Consider the following 20,614-nt stretch of genomic DNA (forward strand, 5'->3'; position numbering starts at 1 on the left):
AGACTGAATGCAGAGTATATCGAAGGTTTTTTCTGATTCTGCATTTCTGCTTCCTCACCAATCACACTAGTTACATGTAAATAACGGAACTTATGAAAATTAACAGAATAATTAATCTTTAAAAACCGATTAAGGTATGGTATACTATTCCTGTTCGAACAATTAAATACTAATACTAGGGGTGTCCAACGTTATTGGACTGAGATGGAATGACAGTACACGCATTCCGGACTCTTTGGACCTGATCTGGCTCGTACCAGCGTAGGGAAGTTTTCATTTTATCAGCGACGCGTATTTATGCGTTTTGAAGACCAGGTCCTATCTACGGAACTGGTCTTTTTTGTTGCCGATTCCCATCACTTGAATCGAGTCATGTCGCCCCTTAAAAGGAGACGATGACAAAATGCAAGAGAAGCGAGAAGAAATCCATATCCATGAATGTTTTCCAGCTAGTAGAAAGGTCTACGTACAAGGAAATCGTCCAGACATACTTGTACCGATGCGCGAAATTGAGCTATCACCAACTATAACTGAGCAAGGTGAAATAGCGAATGAACCTTTCCGTGTCTATGATACAAGCGGTAAATATACGGAAGCTGGTTATCAAGTGGATATCAAAAAAGGACTTCCACTTATCAAGAAGAACTGGATAGTTGAACGAAATGACGTGGAAGAATATGAAGGCAGGCAAGTGAAACCACGGGATAACGGATATCGTTCAATGGAAAATATGCAAAAAGAAGCAGAATTTCCATTGTTGAAACGTAAACCATTACGAGCAAAAAACGGCATGAATGTTACACAAATGCATTATGCGCGCAAAGGAATCATTACACCTGAAATGGAGTTCATAGCAATCCGTGAAAATGTAACCCCTGAACTGGTACGGGATGAAGTAGCGAAAGGACGGGCAATTATCCCGTCTAATATCAACCACCCAGAGGCGGAACCGATGATTATCGGAAGTAAATTCCATGTGAAAATCAATGCGAATATCGGTAATTCTGCCGTCTCCTCTTCAATTGCTGAGGAAGTGGAAAAGATGACATGGGCTACACGCTGGGGCGCAGACAATATCATGGATTTATCAACTGGAAAGAACATTCATACAACACGTGAATGGATCATCCGTAACTCACCTGTCCCCGTCGGAACGGTTCCATTATATCAAGCGTTGGAAAAAGTAAACGGCAAAGTGGAGGATCTCTCATGGGAGGTATTCCGCGATACATTGATTGAGCAGGCAGAGCAAGGGGTCAGCTATTTTACAATTCATGCGGGTGTTCTGCTGCGTTATATTCCCATGACGATTCATCGTGTGACTGGAATTGTCTCACGAGGTGGCTCTATTATGGCCCAGTGGTGCATGTTGCATCATAAAGAAAGTTTTCTCTACACACACTTTGAAGATATATGTGAAATTATGAAACAGTACGATATCGCGTTTTCATTAGGAGATGGATTACGTCCAGGCTCAATAGCTGATGCCAATGACGAGGCTCAATTCGCTGAACTTGAAACTCTTGGAGAACTGACGAAAATTGCTTGGACCCATGATGTGCAAGTCATGGTAGAAGGTCCTGGACATGTACCTATGCATTTAATTAAGGAAAACGTTGAGAAGCAAATGGAGATTTGCCAAGAAGCACCTTTCTATACGCTCGGTCCTTTAACGACAGATATTGCGCCTGCCTATGACCACATCACATCTGCTATTGGTGCGGCTATGATCGGTTGGTTCGGGACAGCGATGTTATGTTATGTAACGCCTAAAGAACATCTTGGTCTACCGAATAAAGATGATGTGCGTGAAGGCGTCATTACGTATAAAATTGCAGCCCATGCAGCTGATTTAGCAAAAGGTCATCCGAATGCATACAAACGTGACAACGCATTATCAAAAGCCCGCTTCGAATTCCGTTGGCGAGATCAATTTAATTTAAGCTTGGATCCTGAACGCGCGATGGAATATCATGATGAAACATTGCCTGCTGAAGGAGCCAAGATCGCCCATTTCTGTTCGATGTGCGGACCTAAGTTTTGCAGTATGCGAATTTCACACGACATTAGAAAATATGCTGATGAAAACAGTTTAGAAGAGAAGCTAGCAATGGAAAATGGCATGAAGGAGAAAGCTGAAGAATTTAAAAAATCTGGTGCTGAAATCTATCATTGATAAGGAGTGAAGGAGTTATGACAACTGAACAGTTAATACAGCAGATCTCTGTAAAACGCCGAAATCTTCTTCAGTTAGAAGAACAGTTGGCTCTCCTGCAAGCACAGTGCATACACGAATATACAGAAACCGTAACATATAGGAAGTGTATGAAATGCTTGAAGATCGAGAGTGTCCATTATTAATACATGTTCTGCTATTCAAAAACAGGATTTGTGCTCTTTTAGCTTCCTGAAAAATTTATCGGTATTGTGACGTACTATCGTTTTCCATTCACGCGTCCGATTACACAAATACGTTTAGCCGTTGTCCTTTAAACGTTGGATTTCATGTTGGTACAATAAAAAGCGACCCACCACGCCTCTTTGCAATGCGGACCTAGGTGGGTCATTTTTATCAGGATAACAGGATCTGAAATCGCAGAATTTTTCAATGATCCCCTTTACTAAAAAAGATACGTTTAATCAAACTCTTCATATTCATTCGGGTGCTGCCCTTCTACTCTTCCCGCTTCGCCTTTATCTAAGGAATCAATTTGTCTCATATCTTCTTCGGTCAATTCAAAGTCGAATACAGTGAGATTCGCTTTTTGATGGGCATAGTTAGATGATTTTACGACCGTTAAAATATCATTCTGTATATTCCAACGAATAATAATTTGCGCTGGTTCCTTATTGTATTTTTTAGCTATCGAAACAATCGTTTCATTTTCTAACACGTCATTTAATTCACGCCCTAAAGGACTCCAAGCTTCTGTTACAATACCGCGGCTTTTATTGTATTCTACTAGTTCGTTATTGTTAAAATACGGATGTCGTTCAATCTGATTGGTCGCCGGCGTTACACCTGTTTCCTCAATGATACGCTCTAGATGTTCCGGTAAGAAATTAGAAACACCAATCGTCTTAATCAGTCCGAATTTCTGCGCATCGACTAATGCTTTCCACGCTTCTACGTATTGATCTTGTTTTGGAAGTGGCCAATGAATCAAGTATTTATCAAAATAGTCGATTCCGATACGGTACAGTGACTCTTGGATCATCAGAATTGCTCTTTCGTAATCATGTGAAGCTCCAGGAAGTTTGGAACTGATCATCAGTTCTTCCCTAGGTACAGATGACCGCCGAACCGCCTCTCCTACCATTCCTTCATTATTATAATTCGTTGATGTGTCAATCAGTCTGTACCCCGCTTCAATCGCTGTTAACGTACTGACTACACCTTGCGCACCTTTTACTTTAACCGTTCCGAAACCAATTGAAGGAAGGCTCGTTCCATCATTCAATCGCATCGATTGTACTTTCAACTGTTCCATTTTTATCTTACTCCTTTTTTAAAAGTAAACTCTTCTATTCGTCTCATCCATGTAATTTCCCTTGCTGAAAGTGAACTAAACATTCATTCCCCTTTAGAATCAAAAAGCACCTGTGTCTGCAATACACATGAATAGCTAAACATCCACGTGTATTGCCGGCACAAGTGCACTTCTTACTTTTCCTTAAACGATCGAAACAGCATATAGCAAAATAAAACAAAGCCAGAGAAAGCGATAATGAACTGTACCGCAAATCGATCTACTTCCGCCACTTGTTGTAACACTTGGAGTGGATTGAAAACTATATCCCAACTATTGAAACGTAGAAACCTCCCAATATAAACACCGATTCCTGTCAGCAAACTGACACTTAAAATACTGGCGTAGCCGATCTTTCTTGAATACTTCATTCTGACAATCTGTTCGAAAATATAAACAGACTCCAGTCCTACTACGATGGAATAAAAGAAGCCCATGGCAATCACTAACAACTTCGTCCATATCAAAATGTCATGGCTGTATACTATACCGCCACCTGGCGCATATGGTCCTACATTTGCCATCCACCTGAACTTTTCATTCGCTATATGAATAAAATCCGTTACGAGATAGACGGAATTAGGGAAGAAAAATAACCAAAGCAATATCCAGAAAACAGACCAACTAATTTTTCTCTGCCCTACCGTCATGACCGCTTGACGAATGAAGAATAACGGTATTATGGCCAATAACACATTCCATGACAACGCCGCATAGAGGAAATCCAAACTCTTAAAGAGCATGACTAGACAGACGCCCCAATAAGCAAACATGAATAATACTAGTACTTTATGTTTTTCAAAAAATATCTTCACGGAACCTCCCCTAGTAAGAATTGTTATATATTACTTCTCTATCTTGAGTTAACTACTAGTGTAAACGAATCCAATCTAGTTAAGTTGCACCTACATAAAAGATTGTATAGAGTTCTGTAGTTATAGAAAATGGATTTCAAAAATCGACAAGATGCATTACAGCGCATTAAAAACGCACGTAAATTTTTGATTTTAGAGAAGACTCTGAGTACGAGGCTGCAATAACATCGCAAGCACAAATGGAAGAGCGTGTTTTACTACTTTTAGATAGACTTCGATATGCAGAAGTAACTTCTGTACCGAATGACGGAACAGATCCTGTCGTTTTTGGTGCACCTGTGATATTCATAAAACTACCGGATGGCGAAATTGAAACCTATACAATAGTTGGTGTCGAAGAAGCTGATATAGTGAACGGGATCATTTCAATTGAATCACCACTTGCCAATAGCTTAGTAGGACGTTCTATTGGTGAACAAGTAGTAGTTAAAACACCAGGCGGTGAAATGACTCTTCAAATCGTGGCAGTACGATGAATAATATCAATAATTTGATTGTATACCGTCAGGGGTATATAGTGAAACTGTATAGATCATATAAAACCTATTAACTGGAGGGTTTAAATTGAAACGCATTAAAACTATAGAGGAATGGCATACTGTTAGGGAAAGTTCAATAAAACAATCTGTTCTTCTCTTTAAAATGAGTTTGACATGTTTCAGTAGCCTATCCGCAAAAAAAGAATTACATAACCTCGTTACGGACTTACCCCTCTATGTCATTGTCGTACAAACGGATCAAGCTATTTCGAAAGCGATTGAAAGTGATTTACACGTGAGACATGAATCGCCGCAATTGTTAATTGTAAAAGATCAAAAAGCAACATGGCAAGCCACACATTATCACATTAAAGAAAGCCTAGTTCGTGATGCGATTGAAATGTATAGCTGATCATAAAATACCTGTGCATGAGATTTTCAGGAATGTATATACATTCACGTTCATTTCAAACACGGGTATTTTTACACATTCCGACCCAACAAACAAAAATGAGTTTTGTTTGTTGGGTCGGAATATAGTAGTTATAGTAACACTCCTGTATTCTCAACACCGTACTATCACTTCCCCATCTCCCTTGTTTAGCACCCGTAGCTTTAACTCATAGCTACGTATTCACTTTTGAAAATGAGGCAACTCCACACATGACACATATATGTATAGGTGCACTTCCTCAAGTATTTCACCACTTTATTTATTCAATTTTATCATCCAAACAAGAAGATCTTGCAGAACTGTTGTATGGAGAGTGTAGTAAATATACTGTCCCTTTTTCTCCGATGTGACAAGCCCTGCGGTACGTAAGATGTTTAAATGATTGGAAATGCTCGGCTTACTCATCTTGAATTCTTCATGTATTTCACTGGCAGTTAAAGAACCTTTTTCACTGAGTAGAGTGAGTATTTTTCTTCTCGTTTCATCGTTTAGAGCTTTAAAGATTTCATTCACAGTAAATTACTCCTTCATAAATAGTAATTAGATGTTTATCTAAATAAGTAATTACCTAATTATATAACGAGATTGCAAATAGTCAACCTGTAATATGGATATGCAATTTTCATGTTCGATTAGATAAGTTTGAAAATATTATTAACTATACGAGGTTCCCAATATGCACGGGAGCACCTTCTCAACCTTTCTATAAATCAACATTAGAAGTCACTATGAAAGGTTAGCGCATACAATTCACTGGTACAGATTGATAAGGAATGCAAATAAAAAATTAGTAAAACAATACAAAAAAACACTGAAAATAAATTCAGTGTTTTCGCTTGTTATGTAATACGTCTTCATCTTCAAACTACGATTGCGCCTTCTGATAGAAATTCATTTCTTAAAACTAATCAATTTATATTTAAACATGATGGTCGTTCCCAAATTCATTATAGAGTGAACAAAAACAGGAACTAAGAGATTGTTTGTTTTAAAATAGACCCAACCAAAAACTAGACTTGGGATGGTGATATTTAATAACATCATAGGCTTTTTGTAGTATTGGATATGAAAGACTAGAAACAATACAGTCGTGGATAGTATCGCAACCCATTGGTGACCTGTATATACAAAAAATAAGTTCTGGATAATGCCTCTAAATAATAGTTCCTCAAACAATGCGACTAAAAACATGAAAATAATAAGTGATGACAATGTACCGTCTTGATACGTTTTATTCATGTCATCAATGTAGTTGGAAGGAATAATAAACGTTAAGACGACTCCGAATAGTAATAACGCAATGGAAGCAATACCTGTAATCACTATAGATTCTATTGGCTCGTCAAAGGAAAGTAGACTTTGGATAGTTAATACATTATAAACTACTAAACCAAAGATGACTGCTATACACATAAAGGAAAATGAAGAAAATGCAAACATCACGTCTTTAGTAATAATATCGCGTTTTATATTTTCTGACCCGCTCTTTATATGATCCAGACATATGACGTCCTCTCTAGATGCCTTTAATGTAGCTGAAATGATAAAGGTTTCATTAATTTAACAGTTGCTAAACGATCGTCTACGCTTCGACCTTCTTATTATACTCTATTAGTTGCTATAGTAAAATGTCCATTGATACGAGACCTTTGTTAAGTCTGTTAAAAGCATTAAAAGCACCGCATATACGCGATGCTTTTAATGCTTTAATTCGTTATCAATTCAGGCTTTGAACTACTGAACGGCTTAAAAATTTATCCGCACTTTTCTATTCTTATTTCAGTTCACTCAACAGCTCACCTAATTTTTTCACGCTAGCTGTTTCATCTGTTACCGTTTGTTGCAATAGCTCTTTCTGTCTACCGAGCGCATCCGTCAAAGTAGCGATTTCTACTGACAAATCTGGCTTCGTTTGTTCTTTCTTCGCTTGTAAAGACTTGATCGTGTCGAATAGGTCTTCATGGTCGACAATTCGTCCAGCACCCCACATGAGCTGCTCTTTCGGTGCTTTTATGACATAGTCCGTGAAGTAGTTGAATACTTCCTGATCGAAGTCATACGCATACCAGTTGTTGTCAATTGCATACAAGTACTCGTCCAGTGGCGTGGCGATATCACCTGTAGTTAATGCCTCAATGGAAGCAGTTAAGTTTTTTACGTTATTTTGCGCATGTTCATGAGGGAAAATCGGTTCATCTTCCCACGTCAATCGCACAAATTGGTCTTCCGCATATTTATAAGCAGCCAACAAGTCGCTATTCAACTCACGACTTTCCTCGTACAGCTTCTTCGCTCGGTCTGCATCCTCTTGTTTTAGCGCTTCCGCATACTCTTTATTAATGTCAGCGACTTTTGCATTCACTTCTTCTGCACTAGACATCGCGTGATCGATCTCTTTCGTCAAGTCGTCCGAAGCAACAGATGCCTGTTTAAATGCATCGGCATCGATCAAGTCTTTCATTGCCTGCAGACGTGTTGTGAAGTCTAACGGTACAATTGCCGTTTGATCGTAATGTATTGTCAATAAACCATAAAGGTTTAAGTGGAATTTCAGTGCCTCGGCGTTGAACGCGTCTTCGCTGTCGAATTGAGAATGATAATGAGAGTGCATAAATTCACTATCTTGGAAATCATTCCGAAGCGCTGGCACACCGGCAATACTGAATGAGAAATCATCTGACCATGTACGTAGTGGAGAAACGACTGAAATCCCATCTTTGTACACGTCGGATAATGGCGGTACTTCTTTTGCGAATTCCGTCAAGTAGTTATTCAACTCGTAAGTCGAGCGAATTTCATCTTGTGTCGTATGTTCAAATGCTGGAAGTTCGAAGTTCATATTCGCAAACGTCTTTCCGACCCACTCGGGATGAATATTGAAGATTTGATTGTAGGCACCTGTCGACCAGTCGTATCGAGTATTCGACTTACCCCATTCTTCCGCTGCAATCGCATTGAAAATAATAGTCTTTTCTGGTTGATAGCCGCTGTCAATCATCCCTTTGGCGATTCCCAACATCATGCCGATTGCTGCATTGTCATCTTGGAAGCCCGCGAAATACGAATCATAATGGCCAGATAACAGGATATAGGAATCCGGATCTTTTCCGACGATTTTCCCGTAATAATTATACGCTTCTTGATCCATCTTCACAGTAGATTTTGCATCAAATTTCACGGTAAGCGTGTCATTTTTACTTGCTTCTAGTGCCTTTTTCAGTTCACCTGCATCGGTCTGAGACATCGAGAATGCAGGAGCATCGTCCGGTCCACAAATATCCTGTGTATTCAACGCATCTGGATCCACTTCGGCATAGCCAGCTTCCTGCACCGCGATGACCCCCGCCGCCCCTTTCACATGCGCTTGATAAGTAGGGTAATTAATCCACCATTCTTCTCGCTGATTGATATCGATTAACACGAGTTTCCCTTCGATATCCAACCCTTCTAAATCTGCTGCAGTCCCTTTACCTGCATAGACGATCTCAAGTTCTTTCACACCGTTCGTATCAAAGTTCACTTGATAGCCGCCTAGTACAGCTAAATGCTCTTTACCAGCAGTATCTGTAAAGGTTAAATCGGCCTTCTCAAATTCCCAACTATCTACCGTAAATGCATCTTTCGTCACTTCGGTCAGTCCGATTTTCTTCATTTCTTCTCCAATTTTCTCCCCTGTCTTTCGTTCTGCTTCTGAACCCGCAGTACGATAGCCAAGTTTCTCATTGGTTTTATATTCTTCCATTCCTTTAGCGAATTCAAAAGCATATTCCACATCTACTTTAGACAAGTACTTGTCCTTTTCATCTGAGAGTGGAGCGGTCTTTACGTCCTCTACAGGCTCTTTCTTCTCTTTGGAAGTATCTTCTTTTGGCGTACACGCAACGAGTGACGTTGCAACGAGCATGGACAACGTTAAGTAACTCACCATCTTTTTCATTTATCACAGTCCTTTTCATTTTTTGCAATCAATTCATTAAACGATAGAGAGAGAGTTTTCGCAATAGTTTTTTGGTTTTAATTACGAATTCTATTGAATATTTTTGATGAGTTATATTTATAATGGATTACAGCAAACAAAACGCATTTATGTTTGCTTTGATTCTACCGATGAATGGAGTTTGTTTGAATGGCCATTTGTCTTTCAGCGTCCAAAACTTTATCAATAGTGATTTGCTGAACTCTAAACTCAACCTTTCTAGTTTTTCTATTTCAACTAGGTTAAAATTCTCCATTCTCAACTTCTCCCTAATTTTTACAAACCAAAAAACCGCGTAAATTCAAGTTGTAAAACTTGGTTTCACACGGCTTTAATTTTGCTGTCATTATTTCTTTATCCATTTCGATTCAACAGGAATCCCTGCATCAGCAAATAGATTATATACCGGGCATCTTCTTTCTACTTCTGCTTTTAATTGCTCAATCGCCTCGTCTGACTCATTTGTAGTGATTTCACAAACAAAACGAACTTTTTGGAAATGAGTTTTTATGCCTGCTTCCCCCATCAAACCTCTAGCATCCACGATTCCCGTCGTATCAAAATTAATTGCTGTAAAAGTAAAGTCTTGTTCGTAAGCAATTAATGGAATCATTACTGCTTTACAGCCATTTAGCGCAGCTGCGATAAACTCAAGTGGATTTGCCCCAGTATCAGTTCCACCTAAGTGAACAGGTTCATCCATCGGAAATCCTTCAAAGTCTCGGATCGTATGTGTAGAGCGAACCCCTTCATCCCACTTCGCTGTAGCAGAAATCTTTACTAACGTATTGTTTGTTGTTGACATAAAACGCATCTCCTTTTAATTCATACTATTATAATATGTATTGTAGCATATAGAAGTACTGAATGTAATAGGAAATGAAAAGTTATTGTACAAATTCACAGAAATTTATAAAATATGTGAGAAATATACGATAAGATCAGCTAGTCAGTCATTATACACTTTGACTCGCTTGATAAATAGTGAACAGACAAAACCAATAATTTATATGATCGTCGCAAATAAAAATGCATTCTGTACACCTGAAATGACCGCTTCCGCTTGATGAGCAGCTGTAATCGGGTCGCTGATATTTCGTAAGAATGTATTTTGTGACGTATTTAATATAGTAATCCCAATCGCTGTACCAATTGCTCCAGACGTTTGGATCACGGAGTTAACGATCGCCGTACCATCAGGGTAGCGGTTTAACCGTAGCGAGTTTATTCCATTTGTTTGAGATGGCGTCGGCACCATCGACATACTCATCATTAATAACATAAAGAAGATGATAATTAAGTAAAGACTAGTTGTCGATGAAATCGTGGCAAAAAATAACGCGGCAACCGTACTAATTGTAAATCCACCAATAACTAAGCCTCTCGGACCATAGCGATCAAAAATACGTCCGCTGACCATCGACATAATACCGTTAAAAATACCACCAGGTAACAGTAACAGACCTGCTTTCGAAGCAGATAAACCAAGTCCTGCTTGCATAAATAAAGGCAATAAAATATTGGAGGAGAAGATAATTAGATTCGCAAACAACGTAATGATAATGCCTAACGTAAACATTGGATGCTTAAACACCTCCAAATGAAGCATCGGTTCTTTAATAGATAATTGACGAAAAGCATATACAACAAGGGCGATCAAGCCGGTTACAAACGCTACAATTACAATCGGACTTGACCATCCTTCACTTTCGCCCGCATAGCTAAATCCAAAGACAATACCGCCAAAACCAATAGTAGACAAAATTATGGATAACACATCTTTTTTTTGCTTCTGAACAGTGGATAAATTCGGCAAGTAAATAATACCAAATATCAATGCGAAAATGAGGATCGGAGCGATTATCCAAAATATCATATGCCAATTGAAATAATCAATAATCAATCCGGCAGAAATCGGACCAATAGCAGGCGCAAACATCATCACAAGGCCTACTAACCCCATCGCAGTCCCTCTTTTCCAAGGTGGAAAGAGAATAAGAACTGTATGGAATAACAATGGCACCAATAAACCCGTACCGATCGCTTGAATAATTCGTCCAGTTAACAATATAGTGAAACTCGGGAAGCCGCAGCAATGAGTACACCTACGATAGAAAAACTCATACTCGTGATAAAAAGATTTCTTGTCGGAACACGTTTGATGAGTAATCCTGAAACGGGAATGATAATACCGAGTACGAGTAAATACCCCGTAGTTAACCACTGCGCCGTAGATGCAGAAATAGCGAATTCTTTTATCAAGTCATTCATCGTCATATTTAATGCTGTTTCACTAAACAATCCGATAAACCCGCCAATCAATAGCACTGTCATGATCGGGGCGACTTTTAATTCTTTATTTTTTATTTTTTCTTGTATTGAATCTTCCATCGCATGGCCATATCAGTTTTTTAATGGAAAATAATCTCTTTTGCGGGGATGCCTTGTTTTCAGCAGGATGCGGTCGGGTTTTTACCGTCGATTACAAAGCACAATATGAAACTTTGCAGAAATTTAAGCGCTTGGATGATGCTATAACTGTGTATCCCGGTCATGAGTATACCGAAACTAATTTACGTTTTGCATACGACATGCATCCGGAAAACGAAAAAATTTCCAAATCATTAGAAGAAGTCCAGGAACTGCGTGCTAAAGGACAGCCAACACTCCCGACAACAATCGGCAGGGAGAAGGAAATCAACCTCTTTCTGCAAGTAGAAACATTGGAGGACTTTATCGAATTGCGCAATGCCCGTGATGCCCTCTAGAATAATTACTGGGCTGCTTTTTGCTGAATGATATATCGCAACAAGTGTAGTGATATAGTATCTATGATAAGATAAGATCAATAAAATTACGGAGGATGATAGTAATGAACCAAGTGCTCGTTGAAATTTGTTTACGTGTTAGAGATATTGATGCTACTTTAGATTTTTATACTGAGCTTTTTGATTTTGAAGTAGCCAGTCGCAGAGAATTCCCTAAAGATAAATTTGATTTAATCTATCTAAATTCACCGGGTTCTTCAGTACAAATAGAACTTACTTATAATTATGATGCAGATCCATACGTTATAGGAGATGGTTTCAGTCATTTAGGCGTAACAGTAGATGATTTAGAAGAAATGCATGAAATTTGTAAAGCTTCTTCTTATGAAACAGGTGAATTGAAAGGACTTTCAGGTGGAACACCTTCTTACTTCTTTGTGACTGACCCTGACGGCTATAGAATCGAAGTAAAGCGTAAGCACTAAAACTTTTTAAATACAAATATGATTGTAAAAAGCCTAACCCTCGCCCCTCTAATTACAAAACAGGGAAACGAGTGTTAGGCTTTTATTTTCATGTCGTTTCATTTCTCGTTAGGCGATTGCCAGTTTCAATATGATTTGTTTGCGGAAACATATCGACAGGCTATATGCCTTTGACTTGATATCTGTGTTCAACTAAAAACGCTAAATCTCTCGCCTGTGTTTCTGGATTGCAAGAAATATAAACGATTTATTCCGGCTTTAGTTGGCACATAGAAGTTAGAAGCTCTTCGTCGCCACCTGCTCTTGAAGCATCCATAATGACTGCATCAATCGCCTCGTTTTCATTGCTAGTTCGACCATGAATTTCCCCACATCTACTCGGTGAAAATGTACGTTGTTAATGTTATTCCGTTTTGCATTTATAACCGCCCTTTTACACCATTATTATTGATTTCTACTCCGATAACTTCTTTAACTTGATCAGCAATGAACATAGAAATTGTTCCAATACCTGAATAAGCATCGATTATTTTTTCATGATGCTTTTTATCTTCTGCATGATCGGATCTACGATTGGATCTTGGATTAGACATTTGACAATATCGACGATGTCGTGACTATTGGTTTTATACATCCCAGCAATTATGCTTCGGCTTTTAGTTGTTGAACAATCGCACCCGTTTGTGGGTGAGTTATCCTTTTCCAGACATTAATGCTGAATGTCTTCTAACATCCGAGGATTATTTCCATTGTCTGAATACCTGACGAAATACTCTTTACCTTCTTCGACCAGGTTCCAAACCGTCTTTTCTTTTATCATGATCTTAAACGTTTCTTCTTTGTGGGGATTATTCGAGTCAAGCACCTCAATCCAATATTCTTTGTTGTTGCTTGACTGACCTTTTTCAAGTACAAGTAACGATGTGGCTGTTGAAGTCCCTTCACAAGAAGCAAGTAATAATGTAAAAAGGATACTAAAGGTCACAAAAGTATTTTTCATAGATTTCCCTCCAAAGAATGAATAAAGAATTCATCAATCTCGCCCGATTGAAGCACTAACCTTATGTAAGAAATGCCCCCTTTAGTTTAATTAGACTGATATCCTTTCTTAGTAATATCAAGTATATACGTTGATCTTCCTAAAATATTTGGTACAGATGCGGTTCACTTTAAAATTAGCTCAATTAGCTGTTCTTTCTCCTCTTTGTCATCAATATGACAATTGCCCTTTCAATAACAGCAAGCCAATATCAGGAGATCCAATCAAATATAGGCTAGGCAAAAATCTATATGATTATGTTATCAATCTGATAATATAATCATATAGATAACATTGAGAGGTGATTTTCCAAATGGAGATTAGCATCAAAGAAATAATGGACTGCATCGTTAACCCTGTTAAAAGTCAAATCATTCTTGCTATCCAACAAAAAGGGGAATGTACGGCAAAAGATTTATTAACATCACAACATGATATCTCACAGGCCACGCTCTATCGTACGTTAAATCGTTTGGTGGATAGTGGGATTTTAAAGATTGTTGCAGAAAATAAAGTCCGCGCCGTTACGGAGAGAGTTTATGCATTGAATGAAAGCTTTTTGAATGTCCACCAATCTGTCATTGAGCAGAATGATGGTGAAGCATATTTTAAATTGTTTACAAACTTTATCATTATGTTGATGAAAGAGTTTCAAAATTACGCTGATACACCCTCAATAAATATTATTAAGGATGTATCAGGATTTAGCGCAACGCCTATCTATGCAACTGGTGAAGAAATGTTAGAGCTCGGTAATAAATTAAAAGAAATAATTGCGCCTTATCAAACTAGAAATCCATCAGTCGATGAACAAAAAATACGTATTCTGGCAACTATTATTACACCCCCTAACAAAAAATAAATGTGAGGTGATTGTTATGAAAACAAAGAATAAAAGGAGAAAACGTCATATGATCATCATTAGTATTATTGGAGTATTGCTACTCTGCATAGGAATTATATCTTTACGATTGGTATATTTGTCGAGTGTAACAAAGGGAGAATCCATCGCCAAATATGATAATCCTAAAAGCGCAATTCTGGTATTAGATATTCAAAATGACACAATGGGAATAGACCAATACGGCGACACGGGACCATTAATGGCTAACATCAATAGAGCAATTGAATATGCCAAGGACTCTGAAATGGAGATAATATACACTAAACAAGAGTTTAAGGGAAATCCGTTAGATTCAATACTTTCAAATGGTATGTACAAGGCCGATAGCGATGGGTCAGAACTATATAATGAATTATCCATTCAATCGGATAATATTTTTAGCAAGCTCCGCACGGATACCTTTTCTGTGGAACATTTTGAAAATTATCTTATTAAAAATAAAATTAATACCCTTTACATTGTTGGCGCAGATGCCAGTGCTTGTGTTTATAAAACAGCTTTAGGCGGCATAAACAGAGGATATCAAGTTATTATATTAGAAGACTCTATATTTTCATTAAATAAAAAAATGCTAAATACAATGCTTGAAAAATATAAATTGAAAGGGATCGAAATATCTACTAGTCAGGATTTCATTCAACTATAAGCAATGGATTTATATGGGGAGAAATTCTCCCCTATCAACTTAGAAATAGTTGTACTACTTATTTATTGGACAATGGATATAATGCATAATAATAATCATTGGTTTTGTTGGTTGCTAATTTAACAAAACCGGCCCGATTGCTGCATACCGTTCTTACTGAGTATTCACTAATACAAGCAGTCATTATAGCATTCGTAATTGTAAGTTCCAATGCTATCCATCTATCCATTTACATTAAAATCCGCAAAATAAATAACGATATATTATTGTTCGTAATAGTACACTTTCCTAGACGCAAAGGAAGTGAAAAGTAAGGGTCAAATATGCTCTATTTAGCATTAATTGGAACGTGACAATCTATTGAATAGGTCTTCGACCATGGAAGTAGCTTATCCAGTGCTTCCGAATCCGTCAGTTCTATTAAAGGCAACTGTTCAAATACTTAGGTTAAGTAAATCAATGGATTTAACTGATTTTTTTTGGAAGTTTCCACGATAATATAGGCGTTTGCGTTTGCGTTTGCGATTGCTTTTGCGCCTTTCATCGAATGAGAGAAGAGCCAATTTTTCTACCGATCACGAAGGGCTTTATGGCGCGTTCACTTCGATTATTATCGATTTCTAAGCGTCCATTTTGTAAAAACATTGTTAGATGAGGCAATTGGTTTCGGCAATATTTGATAGCTTGTCCGAGTGCGCTTTTAGGAGTGACGCGGTAGCTTTACGTTTGTACCATACTGAAAAAGCATCCCGCTTATACTGTTTTCACACCCTTTTATTCAAAAATAACCATTTTGAACTAATTTAGACCAATTTCAAATTTTACTGCTTGATAATCTAACATGAATGAAGGATAAGAACTTTCCCCGCAGAACATTAATTCGTTATAAACACAGAAACTTACAAATGATAAAAACCCATTAGTTATTCCATTGAGATACTCTTCTTTAGGTATATTTACGACTTTGTTTACATCATAATTCAACATACGATTTGGATCTTCTAATCTAAGATTAAACATAGTGTCTTTGTCTGAAACGCCGACCGTAATTAAGGAATCTAGAAATACAATAGTAAAATGTTCATCCAAATCGTGACTCAGTAAAGGAGCTATGATGGTTTGCCATGTAAATAATAAATCGGTTGTTTCGAAATCTTTGGTGAAAATGACTTCAGAATTATAAGTTGCGGTAATACAGCCTTCTAAGTAATCCCCGTCATTAGTGTCTATAATTAGTTGGGCAGCTTTTAAAGCTAAAGGATCGTGAATAGATAAGAACTGCTCTTTTTTCGATGTCATATACCCTAAATCGGGAAAGTGATTTGATATATAACTCTTAATACTAAACACTTCATTCACCTCTTTTTCCCGATTACGATTTAAATCCTATCGTTTACAACGCAATCGCTAGAATCTGTTTATGCAGAGAAAACGTTTGCTGTCGGTTCACACCATATGGAAATTCCAATACATGTTATAGGATATAAAATAGTGTTCTTGCAATATAGTAGGCACTTAAAAAGATTAACAAAGGTTTTATAAAGGCTTTATCTTCTTTTTTATAAACAACCATTATGGAAATTGAAAATATAAGAGGTAACCATACAAACCAGAAAAGAATATTGTTAAAAATAATTTCTGGAATTTCAATCACTCCTTTAAATATCGGATCCGTTAATACCCACTGTATTATGTATTTTCTTCAGTAATGGAAGTGTAGTTCATATGTACATACACTGCATGAGTTTACAACCGGTCTAAATAAATCGAAGTTATCACCATTATATCAATATACTGGACAATTACTTTAATTATTTAATAAAGAGGCTAAGGCAAAACTCAATAAAATGAAAAAACTGCGTGAATCCAAGTTACAAGAACTTTGGTTTCACGCGGCTTTAATTTTGCCTTTTGTTAATTGCAATTTAGGCTTTTCTTCATTATACAATGTGACTCGATTCTAGCGTACTGCGGATTCACCGACTACAAAATCTACTCTTTTAATTGAGACGGTTCTCCAATGATTCAATTGCTAATTTAAGCGCGGTTACACGACGCTCATTCACCGTTTTTTGAGGACTACCATCTTTCGCTTTTGCTAATTGCTTTTCAATAGACGGAATGATACTTTGTAGAATATCTTTAGATTGTACGACCACTTCTTTGTCATAGACAAAATCTCCATCATACCAAACGTCTTGTAAGCTCTCCAACCCAATCTTTACAGCGTCACGTCGTTTTTTTACAAGTGTTGTATTAGAACCTTTTTCCGTCATACTTGTATAAGCATTCGAAAGTTTAGTAAATGTGGAATCTAAAGATTTAATGGACAATTCTTGTACTTCTTGGCTAACCGTTTTCATATAGGAACCTCATCTTTCATTTCAAATAACCCAAAAATTATTAGTTTTTATACAGATACTCTTTATTAAAGCTGCGGGAGTGACAGCGCTTTTCCGCTATTGCTACTGTATAGACTTTTCACTCCCTATTCCCTGCACTTATCAAAATTAAAGTTACGCTATTTTAATAGGTGTTTCTTTCACGATTTTATAAACTGCTATAGCCGTGATCGTCGCTATTGCCAATGATGTAATAATCGCAACTACAACATTAGGTACTGGAATTTCAAAGTGAAACAATCCCATCAATGGTTTAGGTGTATTGAACGCCCACAGTAAATCATTTACAGATACGACTACGAGAGCAACCACAATGGTTACAAATCCACCAGCCCCTCCATAACGATAAAATCCTAATCCAATTAGCCATCCAACTAGAAAATAGATCATGACTACGAAGAAATAAGAGACACTAGTCAGTAACCAACTGTTTACTCCAAGTGAGGATAATACAACTTCTTTGAACACGTTGATGTTAAGTACACGAACTAGCCAAGTTAGAATGGTTGTTAGACCTATGACCGTAATTGCTAAGCCTATCGCTGACAGCAATGCTCCTTGAAAATACGACTTTCTAGTAACGCCATACTTCACATACGTCGTTAGGAATACTGAGCTTGAAATGATCCCACAAACGAGCATAAATATTGTGGTTGTTTGAAATGTAAAGGTAAGCAACGACATGGACCTTATGTCTGGTTCATCGAAGAACCAAACAATTGCAAAGTAAGCAACATACAAAATCGGCAAATACCACGCTACCCATTTCATTTGGAATAAGTACAGATCAGCACCTATTTTCTTTCCCATTGTGTCCATTTTACATTCCCTCCTTTGTTAAATGAATAAATAATTCATGAAGTGAAACATTTCCTATTTCTAGATCTTTGCGCTTTATTTCGTCCTCTTTTTCTTCCGTTAATTCTCCGTACAGCATCATCGACTTTGTGCCACCTAGCTGCTCTTCATTTAATACATGAAGTCCGGCGACCACTTCTATTACATCGCTACTTGGACCTGTAACAGAATATCCTCTTTCTAGAAGCGTATCCACTTCCTCTTGAAGTAGTAATGTACCTTGATGAATAATAAGAACTTCGTCAAATAGGTATTCCATTTCCGAAATTAAGTGTGTAGATAAAATGAAAATTCGAGGATAGCGTGCTTGCTCTTTTAAAATTTCATTATAAAAAATTTCACGTGTCGGAGCATCCATCCCTTGATATGCCTCGTCAAAAATCGTGACTGGTGTTCTACTCGCTAGTCCGATTGTTACATTAAAAGCAGACTGCATACCTGCTGATAATTTCCTTAGTGGTTTATTTGTTGGGAGGTGAAATACTTTAACTAATTGTTCCGCATATTTCCGATCAAATGTAGGACGATAGCGTTCGGCTAAATCAAAGTATTTATTGATTGTGTCATAATTATCTTTATAGTCTGTTTGGTGAACAAACGTTACTTGAGCCATCGCTTTCTCGTTTTCAAAAATATTTTCTCCATCTATTTTCATTTCCCCACTCGTCGCCTTTCGGTAGGCGGCTAATATAGATAGTAGACTCGTTTTTCCGGCACCGTTGCGTCCGATCAATCCATAAATTTTCCCGCTTTCCAACACAAAGTTAATATCACGTAACGCTTCAAACTCGTTATAAGTGACACGTACGTTCTGTGCCTCCACTTTTCTAGTCATCCTTTACACTCCCCTTCAACTTTTCCATTATTTTCACTACATCATCGTCTACCAACTTCAGTTTCTTTGCTTCTTTTAACATCGGCAAAACAAATTCCTCAGCAAATCCTTCTCTTCGTTTGAGTATCAATTTTTCTTTTGCGCCTTCCATCACAAACATTCCTACACCCCTTTTTTTATAAATAATCTCTTCTTCAACCAGGAGGTTAATTCCCTTCGAAACCGTGATGTGATTGATCTTATAAAACTGAACGAGCTGGTTTGTCGATGGAATTTGATCATGCTCTTGTAATTGATTATTAATAATCTGATCTTCAATCCTTTCTTTGATTTGAAGATAAATAGGCTTTTTATCATCCAATGATTTACTCATCGCTTACGTCACCTCTTCTCATGATATGCTGTACTTAGTTATATGGTTATATGGTTATGTATATAACCATATAACAAATGAAATTTCTAGTCAACTAAAAAAACGATCACTTTGGATGTGATCGTTTTTGAAAAGGTTATTTTTTAACAATATAGGTGTATATTGTCGCCATACATTATTCAATAGGAAGGAGAGTAAAAGATATACACTTTCAGACTCATCTATAAGATAAGAGCCGTATCTCAATGTGTTGAATCTTAAAACGCACTTATTGCATATTGTCGAGCCTAAACTTCACACCAATTTTCTCGTCTGGTGATAATTGGTTTTTCCATAGATCATAGCTTTTTTCCATCATTGCCCGGGAAAGTTTTTCTGCTTGTTGATCGTCACCTAATAACGCAAAGGCCAATAACTTTTTATAATAACTTAATGAAGCTTCTCGGCGAAATGAGCTCTCAAAGTATTTCAACGCCATTTTCACATAAGCTGGCTCAAAGCTGTTTAGCATGAGCGAAAAGAGTGGATTCTCTGATAATCTAGCTAACTCCTTTTGAACTTTCCAATCATACGACGCAAAAGCTTCCGCTGTGTCTGGTAACTCATCGATTTCGGCGAGTAGTCCCACTACTTTAGGATAATTGAGCAGTATCGCTTTTTGTACATATTGAGGTGTTAGCGCGATACGCAATTCCAAAAAGTAGAGAACCAACGCTTCGGGCACTTGATCAAAATATTCTACAATATCTACAATTGTAGTGATATTTCCTCCATTCCAATAATCATTGACTATAGCACGCTGTCCTTTTCGTAACGTCAGCCAACCCCCATGACTCAGGCGCTGTAAGATTTCTCGAATAGCGGGCCGTCCCAGTTCATAAATAGCGGCCAACTCTCTTTCCGTCTCGATTTGATTGCCCGCCAAATATTCTCCTTGAAGAATAGCTTTAATCAGTTCTTTTTCAACAGTTGCTGTTCGATTCATGGCTA

At 37.5% G+C, this 20,614-nt stretch carries 23 protein-coding genes, 1 pseudogene and 1 riboswitch; of the genes and pseudogenes, 7 read left to right on the top strand and 17 right to left on the bottom strand.

Translation table 11 applies throughout. The features are described 5' to 3' along the window. Nucleotides 1-167 precede the first annotated feature (167 nt). Nucleotides 168-285, top strand: a riboswitch (TPP riboswitch). Nucleotides 286-403: 118 nt separating this feature from the next. Beyond that, the gene (gene thiC, locus CSV74_RS05760) at nt 404-2,176 is read left to right on the top strand and encodes a phosphomethylpyrimidine synthase ThiC (protein WP_099690922.1); all 1,773 of its coding nucleotides are present in this window, start codon (nt 404-406) and stop codon (nt 2,174-2,176) included. A gap of 460 nt (nt 2,177-2,636) precedes the next feature. On the opposite strand, the gene CSV74_RS05765 is transcribed toward thiC, so the two are convergent. Together CSV74_RS05765 and CSV74_RS05770 are read right to left on the bottom strand one after the other, a co-directional pair. Further along, nucleotides 2,637-3,491 carry an aldo/keto reductase gene (locus CSV74_RS05765; RefSeq protein WP_199170317.1) on the bottom strand — a complete coding sequence of 285 codons (855 nt, stop codon included), beginning with the start codon at nt 3,489-3,491 and terminating at the stop codon, nt 2,637-2,639. Nucleotides 3,492-3,664: 173 nt separating this feature from the next. Continuing rightward, a complete protein-coding gene (locus CSV74_RS05770; RefSeq protein ID WP_099690923.1) occupies nt 3,665-4,345 on the bottom strand; it encodes a DUF1361 domain-containing protein in 681 nt (226 codons plus the stop codon). A gap of 239 nt (nt 4,346-4,584) precedes the next feature. Between CSV74_RS05770 and CSV74_RS05775 the strand changes: the two genes are divergently transcribed. Both CSV74_RS05775 and ytxJ read left to right on the top strand, forming a co-directional pair. Beyond that, the gene (locus CSV74_RS05775) at nt 4,585-4,881 is read left to right on the top strand and encodes a GreA/GreB family elongation factor (protein ID WP_099690924.1); all 297 of its coding nucleotides are present in this window, start codon (nt 4,585-4,587) and stop codon (nt 4,879-4,881) included. Nucleotides 4,882-4,969: 88 nt separating this feature from the next. Continuing rightward, entirely contained in the window at nt 4,970-5,296 is a 327-nt protein-coding gene (ytxJ, locus tag CSV74_RS05780; protein WP_099690925.1) for a bacillithiol system redox-active protein YtxJ, read from the top strand. Nucleotides 5,297-5,593: 297 nt separating this feature from the next. Here ytxJ and CSV74_RS05785 read toward each other — a convergent pair whose 3' ends face one another. The 6 genes and pseudogenes from CSV74_RS05785 to CSV74_RS05805 form a co-directional block, all read right to left on the bottom strand. Then, nucleotides 5,594-5,851, bottom strand: coding sequence for an autorepressor SdpR family transcription factor (locus CSV74_RS05785; RefSeq protein WP_099690926.1), 258 nt, complete (start codon nt 5,849-5,851; stop codon nt 5,594-5,596). 378 nt (nt 5,852-6,229) lie between these two features. Further along, nucleotides 6,230-6,661: a CPBP family intramembrane glutamic endopeptidase gene (locus CSV74_RS05790; protein ID WP_233190797.1), complete on the bottom strand. Its 432-nt coding sequence runs from the start codon at nt 6,659-6,661 to the stop codon at nt 6,230-6,232. A gap of 451 nt (nt 6,662-7,112) precedes the next feature. Next, complete coding sequence (locus tag CSV74_RS05795) at nt 7,113-9,275, bottom strand: M28 family peptidase (RefSeq protein ID WP_199170318.1); 2,163 nt, start codon at nt 9,273-9,275, stop codon at nt 7,113-7,115. 127 nt (nt 9,276-9,402) lie between these two features. Beyond that, nucleotides 9,403-9,570, bottom strand: a complete 168-nt coding sequence (locus tag CSV74_RS16600) for a hypothetical protein (RefSeq protein ID WP_158231756.1) — start codon at nt 9,568-9,570, stop codon at nt 9,403-9,405. Nucleotides 9,571-9,660: 90 nt separating this feature from the next. After that, complete coding sequence (locus tag CSV74_RS05800; RefSeq protein WP_099690928.1) at nt 9,661-10,119, bottom strand: OsmC family protein; 459 nt, start codon at nt 10,117-10,119, stop codon at nt 9,661-9,663. Between the two features lie 201 nt (nt 10,120-10,320). Next, nucleotides 10,321-11,705: pseudogene (locus CSV74_RS05805) on the bottom strand (DHA2 family efflux MFS transporter permease subunit). 23 nt (nt 11,706-11,728) lie between these two features. Here CSV74_RS05805 and CSV74_RS05810 point away from each other — a divergent pair. Beyond that, entirely contained in the window at nt 11,729-12,082 is a 354-nt protein-coding gene (locus CSV74_RS05810) for a hydroxyacylglutathione hydrolase C-terminal domain-containing protein (RefSeq protein WP_099690929.1), read from the top strand. A gap of 104 nt (nt 12,083-12,186) precedes the next feature. Continuing rightward, nucleotides 12,187-12,567: a lactoylglutathione lyase gene (gene gloA / locus CSV74_RS05815; RefSeq protein ID WP_099670167.1), complete on the top strand. Its 381-nt coding sequence runs from the start codon at nt 12,187-12,189 to the stop codon at nt 12,565-12,567. A 419-nt stretch (nt 12,568-12,986) separates the two neighbouring features. Here gloA and CSV74_RS16605 read toward each other — a convergent pair whose 3' ends face one another. Beyond that, on the bottom strand, nt 12,987-13,160 hold the full coding sequence (locus tag CSV74_RS16605) for a hypothetical protein (RefSeq protein WP_158231757.1): 174 nt from the start codon (nt 13,158-13,160) through the stop codon (nt 12,987-12,989). 116 nt (nt 13,161-13,276) lie between these two features. Next, nucleotides 13,277-13,567 carry a hypothetical protein gene (locus CSV74_RS05820; RefSeq protein WP_099690930.1) on the bottom strand — a complete coding sequence of 97 codons (291 nt, stop codon included), beginning with the start codon at nt 13,565-13,567 and terminating at the stop codon, nt 13,277-13,279. Nucleotides 13,568-13,919: 352 nt separating this feature from the next. Between CSV74_RS05820 and CSV74_RS05825 the strand changes: the two genes are divergently transcribed. Then, nucleotides 13,920-14,468: a helix-turn-helix domain-containing protein gene (locus tag CSV74_RS05825; RefSeq protein ID WP_099690931.1), complete on the top strand. Its 549-nt coding sequence runs from the start codon at nt 13,920-13,922 to the stop codon at nt 14,466-14,468. 49 nt (nt 14,469-14,517) lie between these two features. Continuing rightward, entirely contained in the window at nt 14,518-15,156 is a 639-nt protein-coding gene (locus CSV74_RS05830; RefSeq protein ID WP_158231758.1) for a cysteine hydrolase family protein, read from the top strand. Between the two features lie 540 nt (nt 15,157-15,696). Here CSV74_RS05830 and CSV74_RS17115 read toward each other — a convergent pair. From CSV74_RS17115 to CSV74_RS05865, 7 genes are all read right to left on the bottom strand, one after another. Then, complete coding sequence (locus CSV74_RS17115; RefSeq protein WP_369823687.1) at nt 15,697-15,816, bottom strand: IS66 family transposase; 120 nt, start codon at nt 15,814-15,816, stop codon at nt 15,697-15,699. Between the two features lie 138 nt (nt 15,817-15,954). Then, nucleotides 15,955-16,506, bottom strand: a complete 552-nt coding sequence (locus CSV74_RS05840) for a hypothetical protein (RefSeq protein WP_099690934.1) — start codon at nt 16,504-16,506, stop codon at nt 15,955-15,957. Nucleotides 16,507-17,156: 650 nt separating this feature from the next. Then, on the bottom strand, nt 17,157-17,519 hold the full coding sequence (locus tag CSV74_RS05845; protein WP_099690935.1) for a hypothetical protein: 363 nt from the start codon (nt 17,517-17,519) through the stop codon (nt 17,157-17,159). 153 nt (nt 17,520-17,672) lie between these two features. Next, entirely contained in the window at nt 17,673-18,377 is a 705-nt protein-coding gene (locus tag CSV74_RS05850; protein WP_099690936.1) for a hypothetical protein, read from the bottom strand. A 1-nt stretch (nt 18,378) separates the two neighbouring features. Next, nucleotides 18,379-19,251: an ATP-binding cassette domain-containing protein gene (locus CSV74_RS05855; protein WP_099690937.1), complete on the bottom strand. Its 873-nt coding sequence runs from the start codon at nt 19,249-19,251 to the stop codon at nt 18,379-18,381. Continuing rightward, nucleotides 19,244-19,624 (bottom strand): GntR family transcriptional regulator, encoded by a 381-nt coding sequence (locus tag CSV74_RS05860; protein ID WP_099690938.1) that lies wholly within the window; start codon nt 19,622-19,624, stop codon nt 19,244-19,246. Before CSV74_RS05860 ends, CSV74_RS05855 begins: the two co-directional genes overlap by 8 nt. 268 nt (nt 19,625-19,892) lie before the next feature. Beyond that, nucleotides 19,893-20,609, bottom strand: a complete 717-nt coding sequence (locus CSV74_RS05865; protein ID WP_099690939.1) for a GntR family transcriptional regulator — start codon at nt 20,607-20,609, stop codon at nt 19,893-19,895. Nucleotides 20,610-20,614: the final 5 nt, after the last annotated feature.

Source organism: Sporosarcina sp. P19, from assembly GCF_002743165.1.
In the GTDB taxonomy this organism is placed as follows: Bacteria; Bacillota; Bacilli; order Bacillales_A; family Planococcaceae; genus Sporosarcina; species Sporosarcina ureae.